The 13485-nt window shown below is 70.8% G+C and carries 8 protein-coding genes; 7 read left to right on the top strand and 1 reads right to left on the bottom strand.

The window, feature by feature from the left end; all coding sequences use genetic code 11:
* Positions 1 to 15: 15 nt before the first annotated feature.
* The 5 genes from mreD to OG293_RS24235 all read left to right on the top strand — a co-directional run bounded on the left by mreD (position 16) and on the right by OG293_RS24235 (position 7668).
* Positions 16 to 684 (top strand): rod shape-determining protein MreD, encoded by a 669-nt coding sequence (gene mreD, locus OG293_RS24215; protein WP_406000886.1) that lies wholly within the window; start codon positions 16 to 18, stop codon positions 682 to 684.
* A gap of 16 nt (positions 685 to 700) precedes the next feature.
* Positions 701 to 2866, top strand: coding sequence for a penicillin-binding protein 2 (gene mrdA, locus OG293_RS24220; protein WP_406000887.1), 2166 nt, complete (start codon positions 701 to 703; stop codon positions 2864 to 2866).
* 3 nt (positions 2867 to 2869) lie between these two features.
* Complete coding sequence (gene rodA / locus OG293_RS24225; protein WP_406000888.1) at positions 2870 to 4072, top strand: rod shape-determining protein RodA; 1203 nt, start codon at positions 2870 to 2872, stop codon at positions 4070 to 4072.
* Positions 4073 to 4122: 50 nt separating this feature from the next.
* Complete coding sequence (locus OG293_RS24230; protein WP_406000889.1) at positions 4123 to 5661, top strand: CHAD domain-containing protein; 1539 nt, start codon at positions 4123 to 4125, stop codon at positions 5659 to 5661.
* A gap of 81 nt (positions 5662 to 5742) precedes the next feature.
* Positions 5743 to 7668 (top strand): TIGR03960 family B12-binding radical SAM protein, encoded by a 1926-nt coding sequence (locus OG293_RS24235; protein ID WP_406003696.1) that lies wholly within the window; start codon positions 5743 to 5745, stop codon positions 7666 to 7668.
* 143 nt (positions 7669 to 7811) lie between these two features.
* Here the strand turns inward: OG293_RS24235 and OG293_RS24240 are convergent, their stop codons facing one another.
* Positions 7812 to 7985: a hypothetical protein gene (locus OG293_RS24240; protein WP_406000890.1), complete on the bottom strand. Its 174-nt coding sequence runs from the start codon at positions 7983 to 7985 to the stop codon at positions 7812 to 7814.
* Positions 7986 to 8180: 195 nt separating this feature from the next.
* Between OG293_RS24240 and OG293_RS24245 the strand changes: the two genes are divergently transcribed.
* Positions 8181 to 8960 carry a TIGR03936 family radical SAM-associated protein gene (locus OG293_RS24245; RefSeq protein ID WP_406000891.1) on the top strand — a complete coding sequence of 260 codons (780 nt, stop codon included), beginning with the start codon at positions 8181 to 8183 and terminating at the stop codon, positions 8958 to 8960.
* A 231-nt stretch (positions 8961 to 9191) separates the two neighbouring features.
* Complete coding sequence (locus OG293_RS24250) at positions 9192 to 13166, top strand: ribonuclease E/G (protein WP_406000892.1); 3975 nt, start codon at positions 9192 to 9194, stop codon at positions 13164 to 13166.
* Positions 13167 to 13485: the final 319 nt, after the last annotated feature.

Here is a 13485-nt window from a genome sequence, read left to right on the forward strand (position 1 = left end):
AGGAGCTGATCCGTCATGCACTTCAACCGGATGCTGCTCTCCACGACACTCGTCGTGGTCGCCCTCGTCATCCAGGTCTCCGTCCTCGCCCGCCTCCAGCTCCCCGGCGCCGTCCCCGACCTGCTGCTGCTCGTCGTCCTCGGACTCGCCTTCGTGTACGGGCACATGGCCGGCGCCTTCATCGGCTTCGGCGCGGGCCTGCTCGCCGACCTCGCCCCGCCCGCCGACCACGCGGCCGGCCGGTACGCGCTCGTGCTCTGTGTGATCGGCTATCTCGCCGGCCTGGTGCGTCCCGACAACGGCCAGCTCAAGTCGGCCACCGCCCCGATGATCGTCGTCATCGCCGCCGCGATCGGCTCCACCCTGCTGTACGCGGGTGTGGGCGCCCTCGTCGGCGACAGCGCGGCCCGCCATGTGGGACTGGGCAGCCTGCTGTTCACGGCCGCCGTGTACGACCTGCTGCTCGCGCCCTTCACCGTCCCGCTGATCATGGGCCTCGCCAGACGGGCCGAGAACGATCCGCTCTCCGACAGCCAGAACAGCGGCGGCGGCGACATCGCATCCGGCTGGCTGGCCAACGGCACCGGCCTGCGCATCGGAACCCAGCGCGGCGGCCTCAGGGTCAAGGCGGCCAGGTCCCGGGCGGCCCGGGCCGGCCGCATCAAGGGAGTCAAGCGACTGTGACCGAGGGGGCAGCAGCGTGAGCAACATTCCGGAGACCGGGCGGACCCCCCGGGTCCAGATCCGGCTCGTGGTCATCCAGGTACTTGTCTTCTCCCTCCTCCTCACCCTCGGCGGACGCCTCTGGTACCTCCAGATCCGCAACGGCCAGGAGTACACCGACGAGGCGAAGAACAACCACGTCCAACAGGTCGTCCAGCCCGCCGTCCGCGGCTCGATCCTCGACGCCCGCGGCGTCGCGCTCGCCGACAACGAGACCCGCCTCGTGGTCTCCGCGTCCCGCACCGAGCTGATGAAGATGAAGGACGACGGCAAGCGCGTCCTCACCCGCCTCGCGGGTGTCCTCGGCATGAAGCCGAAGGACGTCATGGACAAGGTCAGGCTCTGCGACGCCAAGACCCCCCAGCCCTGCTGGAACGGTTCGCCCTACCAGCCGATCCCGGTCACCGACGAGGCCACCACACAGCAGGCCCTGCAGATCCGCGAGCGTGCCGAGGACTTCCCCGGCATCACCGCCGAGCCCACCGCCGTACGCCGTTACACCGCGCCGGGCAAGACCAACACCGCGCAGGTCCTCGGCTACCTCTCGCCGGTCACCGACGAGGAGATCACCAAGGCCCACGACACCGACTCGCCGTTCCTCCGCTCCGACCAGGTCGGACGCTCGGGCCTTGAGCGGACGTACGACAAGGAACTGCGGGGCAAGGCCGGAGTCACCCGCTACGAGGTCGACAACCTCGGCCGTGTCATCGGACAGGCAGAGAAGGACGACGCCCAGCCCGGCGCCAACCTCGTCACCTCGATAGACGCACGGGTCCAGGCGGTCGCGGAGTACGAGCTCAACCACGCGATGGTGGAAGCCCGCAAGGGCTTCGACAAGAACACCGACGAGAACTACAAGGCCGACGCCGGCGCCGTCGTGGTGATGGAGAACAAGACCGGCCGGATCATCTCGATGGCGTCCCAGCCGACGTACGACCCGAACGCCTGGGTCGGCGGCATCTCCGGCAAGGACTACGCCAAGCTGACCGGCAAGGACTCCAACTACCCGCTGCTGAACCGGGCGATCCAGGGCCAGGCGGCACCCGGCTCGATCTTCAAGGTCATCTCCTCGACGGCCTCGGTCAACGCCGGGTACCCGTTCGACGGCGACTACCCCTGCCCGAGCTCGTACTCGGTCGGCGGCCAGGTCTTCAAGAACTTCGAGTCCAAGGGGTACGGCAACATCACGCTCGGCCGGGCCCTGGAGGTCTCCTGCGACACCGTCTTCTACGGCATCGCCCACCGGGAGTGGCAGAAGGACGGCGGCACCCAGCCCAAGAAGCACACCAACGACTGGTTCTACAAGACCGCCCACCAGTTCGGCCTGGGCAAGGAGACCGGCATCGACCTCCCCAACGAGGTCAAGGGCCGTGTCCCCGACCGCCAGTGGAAGCAGAGCTTCTGGGAGGCCAACAAGGCCGGCTGGTGCAAGCAGGGCAAGAAGAACGGCGACTACGTCGAGAAGATCGCGTACGAGAACTGCCTCGAAGGCAACCGGATGCGCGCCGGCGACTCGGTCAACTACTCCATCGGCCAGGGCGACACGCTGGTCACCCCGATCCAGATGGCGACGATCTACTCGGCCATCGCCAACGGCGGCACGCTCTACAACCCCACCATCGGCAAGGCCGTGATCAGCGCCGACGGCAAGTCCGTCCAGGAGATCAAGCCGAAGCCGCACGGCAAGCTGCCGATGAACGCCAGGACCCGCGACCAGATAGACGAAGCCCTCGCGGGAGTCACCACCCGCGGTTCGGCCGCCTGGCGATTCGGCGGCTGGCCGCAGGACAAGATCCCGATGCACGCCAAGACGGGTACCGCCGAGGTCTACGGCAAGCAGACGACCTCGTGGTTCGTCTCGTACACCCCCGACTACACGATCATCATGACGATCGCCCAGGGTGGTACGGGCTCCGGCGCCTCGGGTCCCGCCGTGCGCAAGATCTACGAGTCGATGTACGGACTCGACGAGAAGGGCGGCCAGGACCTGAAGCGCGCCCTGCTCCCGAAGCCCCAGGCGTCACTGCCGAAGATCCAGCCGGACGGTTCCATCTACGCCCCGGACATCAAGCCGTACGAGCCGAAGAAACCCGAGCCCGACGACACGCAGCAGCTCGCGGGCCCGCCCGCGCGGAGGGACTGAGCCATGGCCGGCACGAATGGCTTCTCCGTCTCCGGGTACGGGCCCCGGCGCGGCGGCCTGTGGTCCCAGATCTCCGCCCGCGACTCCGTGGTGCGCAGGCTCGACTGGCCGCTGCTGTTCTCGGCGATCGCGCTCTCCTTCGTGGGCGCGCTCCTTGTGTGGTCGGCCACGCGCGGCAGGACCGAGCTCAATCAGGGCGACCCGTACTACTTCCTGTTCCGGCACGCCCTGAACACCGGAATCGGCTTCACTCTGATGGTCGGCACCATCTGGCTCGGACACCGCACCCTGCGCGGCGCGGTCCCCGTGCTGTACGGGCTGTCCGTGGTGCTCGTCCTGCTGGTGCTCACGCCGCTCGGCGCGACCATCAACGGCGCGCACGCGTGGATCGTGATCGGCGGCGGATTCTCCCTCCAGCCCTCGGAGTTCGTGAAGATCACGATCATCCTGGGGATGGCGATGATGCTGGCCGCGCGCGTGGACGCGGGCGACCAACTGCACCCCGACCACCGGACCGTCGCCAAGTCCCTGGGTCTCGCGGTCCTGCCGATGGCCATCGTCATGCTCATGCCGGACCTTGGCTCGGTGATGGTGATGGCGGTGATCGTGCTCGGCGTACTGCTCGCCTCCGGCGCCTCCAACCGCTGGATCCTCGGCCTCATCGGCGCGGGCGTCATCGGCGCCGTGGCCGTCACCGCGCTGGGACTGCTGGACGAGTACCAGATCAACCGCTTCGCGGCCTTCGCCAACCCGGAGCTCGATCCGGCCGGCGTCGGCTACAACACCAACCAGGCCCGGATCGCGATCGGATCGGGCGGGCTGACCGGCACGGGCCTGTTCAAAGGCTCGCAGACGACCGGCCAGTTCGTGCCCGAGCAGCAGACCGACTTCGTCTTCACGGTCGCCGGCGAGGAACTCGGCTTCCTCGGAGCCGGTCTCATCCTGCTGCTGCTCGGCGTCGTGCTCTGGCGCGCCTGCCGGATCGCGCGCGAGACGACCGAGCTCTACGGCACGGTTGTCGCCGCCGGGATCATCGCCTGGTTCGCCTTCCAGTCCTTCGAGAACATCGGGATGACACTCGGCATCATGCCGGTGGCGGGGCTGCCGCTGCCGTTCGTGTCCTACGGAGGAACCTCGATGTTCGCGGTCTGGATCGCGATCGGGCTGCTCCAGTCGATCCGGGTCCAGCGACCGATAACGGCCTAGGTGAACATCAGGGGCTCCCATGAGGACGTCCAGGCAACTAGATTCGGTTCATGGCGGATGCGAAGCGCGAGATCGAGCGGAAGTACGAAGCCACCCCTGAAACCCGGCTCCCCGACCTGACCCGCGTGCCCGGAGTGTCGGCCGTCGTCGACAAGGGCGTCCACGAACTGGACGCGGTCTACTACGACACGGCCGACCTGCGGCTCGCCGCAGCCTCCATCACCCTGCGGCGCAGGACGGGCGGGAGCGACGCGGGCTGGCACCTCAAACTGCCCGTCGCGCCGGGCGTACGCGACGAAATCGGCGTACCCCTGTCCGACACGCTCCCCCGCGGCCTCACGAGCCTTGTACGGGCCCGCACCCGGGACACCGAACTCCTCCCCGTGGTCCGCCTGCGCTCCCTGCGCCAGATCCACCACCTGGTCGACGGCGAGGGCGCACTGCTCGCCGAGCTCAGCCGGGACGCCGTCCGCGCGGAACGCCTCACCGAGGGCGGCGGCCCCTCGGCGGCCTGGGACGAGATCGAGGTCGAGCTCGCGGACGACGGCGACCCGTCCTTCCTGGACACCGTCGAGAAAAAGCTCCGCAAGGCCGGAGTGAATCCGGCCGCCTCACCCTCCAAACTCGCCCGGGCACTGGCGGAGACCGCACCCGAAGGCGCCGCGGTCCCCAAGACGACCGCCCCGCCCGCCCCAGAACACCTGCGGACGGCCGGTGACCATGTCCTGGCCTATCTGCGCGAACAGGCCGACGCGCTGCTCGCCTACGACCCGGCCGTACGCCGTGACCTGCCCGATGCCGTCCACCAGATGCGGGTGGCCACCCGGCGGATGCGGAGCGCGTTCAAGACGTTCAGGAAGGTCATCGACCGGAGCGTCACCGACCCCGTCGGCGAGGAGCTCAAGTGGCTCGCCGCCGAGCTGGGAGTCGCCCGCGACCAGGAGGTCCTCGCCGAGCGCCTCAGGTCCAGGATCGACGCCCTGCCCAGGCCCCGGCTGCTCGGTCCGGTGCGCGGGCGGCTGCGCCTGTGGGGCGTCGCCCACCGCTCGGACGCCCGGCGCCGGGCCGTCGCCGTCCTCGACAGCAAGCGCTACCTCGCGCTGCTGGAGACGCTTGACGCGTTGCTCGGCGACCCTCCGCTGCTCAAGGCGGCGGGCGGCGCGGCGGCCCGGGTACTGCCCAAGGCCGTCCTCAAGGACTACGACCGGCTGGCCACCCGGGTCCACCACGCGCTGGAACTCCCGGCCGGCGAAGCCCGTGACCTGGCCATGCACGAAGCCCGCAAGGCCGCCAAGCGCGCCCGGTACGCCGGCGAGGCGACGACGCCCGCGCTCGGCAAGGCCGCCAGGAAGTTCGCCAAGAGGATGAAGGCCGTCCAGACGGTCCTCGGCGATCATCAGGACAGCGTCGTCGCCCGCGATGCCCTGCGCAATCTCGCGATCCAGGCCCATGCGGCGGGCGAGTCCGCGTTCACCTGGGGACTTCTGTACGGCCAGGAGGAGGCCGCCGCGTCGCAGCGGGAGGCCGAGCTGCCGCAGGTGTGGGCGAAGGCGTCCGCCCCGAGACTTCGGGCGGATCTGAGCGGCTGAGCGTCGGGGTACGCTTGATGGTCATCCCGCCCCCTGCCTCGGGCGGGGGACCCCCAGCCCGCCTCCATGAGAGACACCACGATGCCTGTCGAGTCGGTCTTCCCACGCCTGGAAGCGCTTCTCCCGCACGTCCAGAAGCCGATCCAGTACGTCGGAGGAGAGCTCAACTCCACCGTCAAGGACTGGGACGCCTGTGATGTCCGCTGGGCGCTCATGTACCCCGACGCGTACGAGGTCGGCCTGCCGAACCAGGGCGTCATGATCCTTTACGAGGTGCTGAACGAACGCGAGGGTGTGCTCGCCGAGCGCACGTACAGCGTCTGGCCGGACCTCGAAGAGCTGATGCGAGAGCACCAGGTCCCTCAGTTCACCGTCGACTCCCACCGTCCGGTGAAGGCCTTCGACGTCTTCGGGCTCTCCTTCTCCACCGAGCTCGGCTACACCAACATGCTCACCGCCCTTGACCTCGCGGGCATCCCGCTGGAGGCCAAGGACCGGACCGTCGACGACCCGATCGTCCTCGCGGGCGGCCACGCGGCCTTCAACCCCGAGCCGATCGCGGAATTCATCGACTGCGCGGTCATCGGCGACGGCGAGCAGGCGGTCCTGGACATGACCGGGATCATCCGCGCCTGGAAGGCCGAGGGCCGTCCCGGCGGGCGCGAGGAGGTCCTCTTCCGCCTCGCGAGGACCGGCAATGTCTACGTCCCGCGCTTCTACGACGTCGAGTACCTCCCCGACGGCCGCATCGGCCGCACCGTCCCGAACAGGTCGGGCGTTCCGTGGCGGGTGTCCAAGCACACCGTCATGGACCTCGATGAGTGGCCGTACCCCAAGCAGCCCCTCGTGCCGCTCGCCGAGACCGTCCACGAGCGGATGTCGGTGGAGATCTTCCGCGGCTGCACCCGCGGCTGCCGCTTCTGCCAGGCCGGCATGATCACCCGCCCCGTGCGGGAGCGAAGCATCACCGGTATCGGCGACATGGTCGAGAAGGGCCTGAAGGCGACCGGCTTCGAGGAGGTCGGCCTGCTCTCGCTGTCCTCCGCCGACCACAGCGAGATCGGCGACATCGCCAAGGGCCTCGCCGACCGGTACGAAGAGGACAAGATCGGCCTGTCCCTCCCCTCGACCCGCGTCGACGCCTTCAATGTCGACCTCGCCAACGAGCTGACCAGGAACGGCCGTCGGTCGGGTCTGACGTTCGCCCCCGAGGGCGGCTCCGAGCGCATGCGCAAGGTCATCAACAAGATGGTCTCGGAGGAGGACCTGATCCGTACGGTCTCCACCGCGTACGGCAACGGCTGGCGTCAGGTGAAGCTGTACTTCATGTGCGGCCTGCCCACCGAGACCGACGAGGACGTCCTCCAGATCGGTGACATGGCGGTCAAGGTCATCGCCGAGGGCCGCAAGGTCTCCGGCCAGAACGACATCCGCTGCACGGTCTCCATCGGCGGCTTCGTGCCCAAGCCGCACACGCCCTTCCAGTGGGCCCCGCAGCTGTCGGCGGAGGAGACGGACGCCCGTCTCGAAAAGCTCCGCGACAAGATCCGCGGCGACAAGAAGTACGGCCGCTCGATCGGCTTCCGCTACCACGACGGCAAGCCCGGCATCGTGGAGGGACTGCTCTCCCGCGGTGACCGCCGCATCGGCTCGGTCATCCGCGCCGTGTACGAGGACGGCGGACGCTTCGACGGCTGGCGCGAGCACTTCTCGTACGACCGCTGGATGGCCTGCGCCGCCAAGACGCTGCCCGAGTACGGCGTGGACGTCGACTGGTACACGACGCGTGAGCGGACGTACGAAGAGGTCCTGCCCTGGGACCACCTGGACTCCGGTCTCGACAAGGACTGGCTCTGGGAGGACTGGCAGGACGCGCTCGACGAGACCGAGGTCGAGGACTGCCGCTGGACGCCGTGCTTCGATTGCGGTGTCTGTCCTCAGATGGACACGCGTATTCAAATCGGCCCGACGGGCAAGAAGCTGCTGCCGCTGACGGTCGTCACGTAAGAGCTCGGGCGAAGGCCCGGCCGGGTGGGGCGGAATGCTCCCTGGCCGGGCCTTCGTGCGTCCCGGCAGAAGCTCCACCCTCGGCACTGGGGAGGCCGAGCGAGGGAAGGCACAGGTGACGCATCCGGGGCCGTCTGCTGGGTCTACCGCCGAAGAAGGCCGCCGTCGAGGCGGGCCGGGCCGCCCGCGCCGCACTCGATTCCGCCCGCGAGACCGTGCGCCGGGCCAGGCGAGACGCCTGGCGCGCCCTGGTCGGCGGCCCGGCCGCACCGAAGCACGGGGAACCGGTGCTGCGCCAGGCGCGTAGGCTGGGTCATACGCAACAACCACAGACTGTTCCCGGCGCGGCGGCCGAACCCGAGATCTCCCTGCACAAGCAGGGGTGAGCCGGGCAGGCCCCCAGGGAACACCCCCGCACGTCCGAGGGCAGCGCGCCCCCCGCGCCCGCCCCGCACCGAGGAGAAGAACCACTGGGCAAGCGACAGCCCGAAGGCCCGCCGCCCGCACCGGCGGTGCAGCGCATCCGTCTGCGCTACACCAAGCGCGGCCGCCTCCGGTTCACCAGCCACCGTGACTTCCAGCGTGCCTTCGAGCGGGCGCTGCGCCGAGCCGAGGTGCCCATGGCGTACTCGGCCGGCTTCACCCCGCACCCGAAGGTCTCGTACGCCAATGCCGCACCCACCGGCACGGGCAGTGAGGCGGAGTATCTGGAGATCGCCCTCACGGAGCACCGCGACCCCGACAAGCTGCGTGAGCTGCTCGACGAGTCGCTGCCGGGCGGCCTCGACATCACTGACGCCGTCGAGGCCCGCACGTCCGGGCTCGCCGACCGGCTGACCGCATCCGTGTGGGAGCTGCGTCTCGACGGAGTCGGCGTGGACGACGCTTCGGCGGCCGTGTCGACGTTTCTCGCCGCCGAGACCGTCGAGGTCGAGCGCAGAACGAAGAACGGCATGAGGACCTTCGACGCACGAGGCGCCGTGGCCCAGCTGCAGGCGCTTCCTCCCCAGGCTGATAGGCCGGGGGTCGAGCCCTGTGCGATACTGCGGCTGGTTGTTCGGCACGTAACACCTGCCGTGCGACCCGACGACGTCCTGTCCGGTCTCCGAGCTGTGGCCGACCTGGCGCCGCCGGTCCCCGCAGCGGTGACCAGGCTGGCGCAGGGGCTCTTCGACGAGGAGTCCGGCACGGTGACCGACCCGCTCGCGCCCGACCGCGAGGCAGTTCTGGCCGCTCCACCCACGGCCGCCGGAACCGCCGCCGCGACGGCGCTCGAAGGTCCCGCCGCGTAAGGACAGTCGTTGTAGCGCAGCCCTGGTACTCGGGAGCCACCTGGGTCGGGCAGCGCACTGACAGGAGACTTTCGCCAGGCCGTGCGTATATCGCGTACGGAACCGGCGAGCCATACATCAGCTCCCGTGCGGCGCCCGCGCCCCGGACGGCGGCACCGCGGACATCACGCGGGCCGCGGCCGGACCGGAATCAGGCGTGGCGCCCGGGAGCGCGACGGGAGAACCGCCCGCATGCATGAGCCGAACGAATCCGGCACTGCCGGAGAGACCGAGAACAATTCACCCAGCGACACGCTGCCGCCGCGCCGCAGGCGCCGCGCCGCGTCGCGTCCCGCGGGGCCGCCGACCGGTGACGCCGCCGTGGAGACGACGGACGTCACCGAGGCGGCCGCACCCGAGGCCGCCCCGGCCGCCGAGCCGGAGGCCGAGGCTCCTGCGCCGCGTGCCCGTCGTCGTGCCACCCGCAAGGCGACCGCGCCGGCCGGTGCGCCTCAGGCGGCCGAGGTCGCCGAGGCCGTGGCGAGCGCCGAGGCCGCCGCTTCCAAGGAAGCCACGGAAGCCACCGAGGCCGCCGAGCCGGAGGCTGAGGCTCCTGCGCCGCGTGCCCGTCGTCGTGCCACCCGCAAGGCGACCGCGCCGGCCGGTGCGCCTCAGGCGGCTGAGGCCGTCGAGGCCGTGGCGAGCGCCGAGGCCGCCGAGCCGGAGGCCGAGGCTCCCGCGCCGCGTACCCGCCGTCGTGCCACCCGCCAGGTGAGCGCCCCCGAGCCGGTCGCCGAGAGCACCGCCGCCGAGACCGGGGCCGTCGAGGACGAGACCCCGGCCGAGGCCCCCGGGCCGCGTGGCCGCGCCCGTCGCCGGGCGTCCGCGCCTGCCGGCGCGCCTCAGGCGGCTGAGGTCGCCGAGGCCGTGGAGAGCGCTGAGGCCGAGGCCCCCGCCGAGGAGGCCCCCGCGGGCCGCGCCCGCCGCCGCGCCACCCGCAAGGTCACGGCGCCCGCCGCCGCCCCGCAGGCCGTCGAGGCCGACGAGGACGAGGCCGTCGCCGAGGCGGGCGAGAGCCTGCCCACCGGAGCCGTCGCGCAGATCACCTCCGACGAGGCCGAGGTCGCCGCCGCCGAGAAGGCCGCCACCCGTGGCCGTACTCGCCGTCGTGCCACCGCGCCCGAATTCGCGCAGCCGGCGAAGGCCCCGGGCCAGGAGCCCGCGGGCGAGAAGGCAGAGGCGCCCGCGCGTGGCCGCCGCGCCGCCCGCCCCGCCGTCGCCGTCTTCCAGGCCCCTGTCTTCACCGAGCCGATGTTCCAGACCCCGGAGACGGCCGCAGCTGCCGCCGCCGCGGCCGTGGACACCGAGCCGGAGGAGGACGAGGAGGCCGTCGAGCCGGTTGCCGAGACCGTCGCCCCCGAGCCCGCCGGCCGTCGCCGTCGCCGCCGTCGCGGTGAGAGCGCCGAGCCGGCCGAGGCCCCCGCGCCCGCCGCCCGGCAGGCCGAGCCGGAGCCCGAGTCGGAGACCGAGTCCGAGCAGAGCGCCGAAGGTGCCGAGGGCGAGGACTCGGACGACTACGGGGACCGTCCCTCGCGCCGTCGCCGTCGCGGTGGCCGACGCCGTCGCCGGGGTGAGCCCGCCGACACCGACGAGACCTCGGAGGAGCAGTCCGAGGAGGCCGTCGCCGAGGACGCCCAGGACGAGGACGAAGGCGAGGAGGACGAGGAGCACGACGAGAGCGGGACCCCGTCGGCCGCCGGCACCTCCAGCAGCCGTCGTCGTCGCCGTCGTCGCCGTCGCAGCGGTGACTCCGCCGCCGACGACGAGACGGGTTCGAACGACCCCGAGCGCACGGTCGTGAAGGTCCGCGAGCCGCGTCCCGCGCGCGCCAAGAGCGACGAGCCGTCCGACGAGGTCCAGTCCATCAAGGGCTCGACGCGTCTGGAGGCCAAGAAGCAGCGCCGCCGTGAGGGCCGCGAGCAGGGCCGCCGCCGCGTCCCGATCATCACCGAGGCCGAGTTCCTCGCCCGCCGCGAGGCCGTCGAGCGCGTGATGGTCGTCCGCCAGAGCGGCGAGCGCACCCAGATCGGCGTCCTTGAGGACAACGTGCTCGTCGAGCACTACGTCAACAAGGAGCAGGCGACCAGCTACGTCGGCAACGTCTACCTGGGCAAGGTGCAGAACGTACTGCCGTCCATGGAGGCCGCGTTCGTCGACATCGGCAAGGGCCGCAACGCCGTCCTGTACGCCGGCGAGGTCAACTTCGAGGCGCTGGGCATGGCCAACGGCCCCCGCCGTATCGAGGCCGCGCTCAAGTCCGGCCAGTCGGTCCTCGTCCAGGTGACCAAGGACCCGATCGGCCACAAGGGTGCCCGCCTGACCAGCCAGGTCTCGCTGCCCGGCCGCTACCTGGTGTACGTGCCCGAGGGCTCGATGACCGGCATCAGCCGCAAGCTGCCCGACACCGAGCGCGCGCGTCTGAAGACCATCCTCAAGAAGATCGTCCCCGAGGACGCGGGCGTCATCGTCCGCACTGCGGCGGAAGGTGCCAGTGAGGACGAGCTCCGCCGTGACGTGGAGCGCCTCCAGGGCCAGTGGGAGGACATCCGCAAGAAGGCCAAGAGCGGCGGCAGCTCGAACGCGCCCACGCTGCTCTACGGCGAGCCGGACATGACCGTCCGGGTCGTCCGGGACATCTTCAACGAGGACTTCTCCAAGGTCATCGTCAGCGGTGACGAGGCGTGGGAGACGATCCACGGATACGTCAGCCATGTCGCCCCGGACCTGACGGACCGGCTGTCGAAGTGGACCTCCGAGGTCGACGTCTTCGCGACGTACCGCATCGACGAGCAGCTGATGAAGGCGCTGGACCGCAAGGTCTGGCTCCCCAGCGGCGGTTCGCTGGTGATCGACAAGACCGAGGCGATGATCGTCGTCGACGTCAACACCGGCAAGTTCACCGGTCAGGGCGGCAACCTCGAGGAGACCGTCACCAGGAACAACCTGGAGGCGGCCGAGGAGATCGTGCGCCAGCTGCGGCTGCGCGACCTGGGCGGCATCGTCGTCGTCGACTTCATCGACATGGTTCTGGAGTCCAACCGCGATCTGGTCATGCGGCGGCTGCTCGAATGCCTGGGCCGCGACCGTACGAAGCACCAGGTCGCCGAGGTCACCTCGCTGGGCCTGGTCCAGATGACCCGCAAGCGGGTGGGCCAGGGTCTGCTGGAGTCCTTCTCCGAGACCTGCGTCCACTGCAACGGCCGTGGCGTGATCGTGCACATGGAGCAGCCGACCTCCGTCGGTGGTGGCGGCAAGCGTTCGAAGAAGCGCGGTCGCGGCGGTGCCGAGCACGTCCACGAGCACGAGCACGAGGGTGCCGAGGCCGCCGAGACCGAGTCCGAGGCGGAGCTCGCGGCGGAGGTCGCCGCGCCGGTGGCGCTCGCCGAGCCCGAGTTCGTTCCGGACGAGGAGCTGTACAGCAGTGCCGCGGAGGCCGAGGCGGCAGCGACGCGTGGCCGTGGCCGCCGTCGGGCGACCCGTAAGGCGACGGCCCCGGCCGGTGCGCCGAAGGCCGCGGAGGCGAAGGCCGCCGAGGCCGAGGTGGTCATCGAGTCGAAGCCCGGGACGCCGGTGGCCGAGGCCCCGGTCGAGGCTGTGGCCGCCGAGGCGCAGGCTCCGGCGCAGGAGGCCGCCCCCGTGGGCCGCACCCGCCGCCGGGCCACGCGTAAGGCGACCGCGCCCGCGGGTGCGCCGAAGGCCGCGGAGACGACCGCCGCCGAGGCGGAGGTGGTCATCGAGGCCAAGGCGCAGACCCCGGCCGCCGAGCCCGAGGCTCCCGTGCAGGAGGCCGCCGCGGCCCCCGTCGCCGAGGAGGCCCCGGTCGCGGCTCCGCCGCGTGCGCGCCGCAGGGTGACCCGTAAGGTCACCGCTCCCGCGGGTTCGCCTTCGGGCGCCGAGGAAGCGGCGGTCGTCGTGGTGAGCAGCGCCCCGGCAGCCGAGACCGCCTCCGAACCGGAGTCGGAGGCGGTGGAGTCGGAGTCGGCTCCCGCCAAGAAGGCGGCTCGTAAGACCGCCAAGAAGGCCACCGCGAAGAAGGCCGCCACCAAGAAGACGGCGGCCAAGAAGACCGCGGCGAAGAAGACGACTGCGAAGAAGGCCGGTGCGAAGAAGACCGCGGCGGCCGAGCAGCAGGCGGTGCCGTCGGTGACGGCGTCGACCGAGAGCTGAACAGTCGATGAGCCCTCAGTGAACCGACCGTGTCCCATCTCGCAGTCGCGGGGTGGGACACGGTTTTTGTCTCCGAATCGATGCAGTGGTGCGTTAACGACCCTGAAATTGCCTAGGAAATCCCTGATAATGTGACGGCGGTCGCTGCCGGGTGCGGGCCCCGTTCCAGACACTACGGTGGGTGACCGGCCCGGTTCGGGACAAGACCGGTCCCAGATCCTCGGTAGGGCGTTGGCTTTGCGCCGGAGGGGTATGCGCGGCCTCGCGAGACGTCCGCTCCGCCCCTGACCTCTGCCATAAAGAGCTCTTGCGGTGTTCA

It is taken from the genome of Streptomyces sp. NBC_00829, from assembly GCF_045161795.1.
Classification (GTDB): Bacteria; Actinomycetota; Actinomycetes; order Streptomycetales; family Streptomycetaceae; genus Streptomyces.

Bases quoted from the DNA above. Each gene is read 5' to 3' on its own strand.
- mreD (WP_406000886.1), top strand. From the start codon at position 16: ATGCACTTCAACCGGATGCTGCTCTCCACGACACTCGTCGTGGTCGCC.
- rodA (WP_406000888.1), top strand. From the start codon at position 2,870: ATGGCCGGCACGAATGGCTTCTCCGTCTCCGGGTACGGGCCCCGGCGC.
- OG293_RS24230 (WP_406000889.1), top strand. From the start codon at position 4,123: ATGGCGGATGCGAAGCGCGAGATCGAGCGGAAGTACGAAGCCACCCCT.
- OG293_RS24235 (WP_406003696.1), top strand. From the start codon at position 5,743: ATGCCTGTCGAGTCGGTCTTCCCACGCCTGGAAGCGCTTCTCCCGCAC.
- OG293_RS24240 (WP_406000890.1), bottom strand. From the start codon at position 7,985: ATGACCCAGCCTACGCGCCTGGCGCAGCACCGGTTCCCCGTGCTTCGG.
- OG293_RS24250 (WP_406000892.1), top strand. From the start codon at position 9,192: ATGCATGAGCCGAACGAATCCGGCACTGCCGGAGAGACCGAGAACAAT.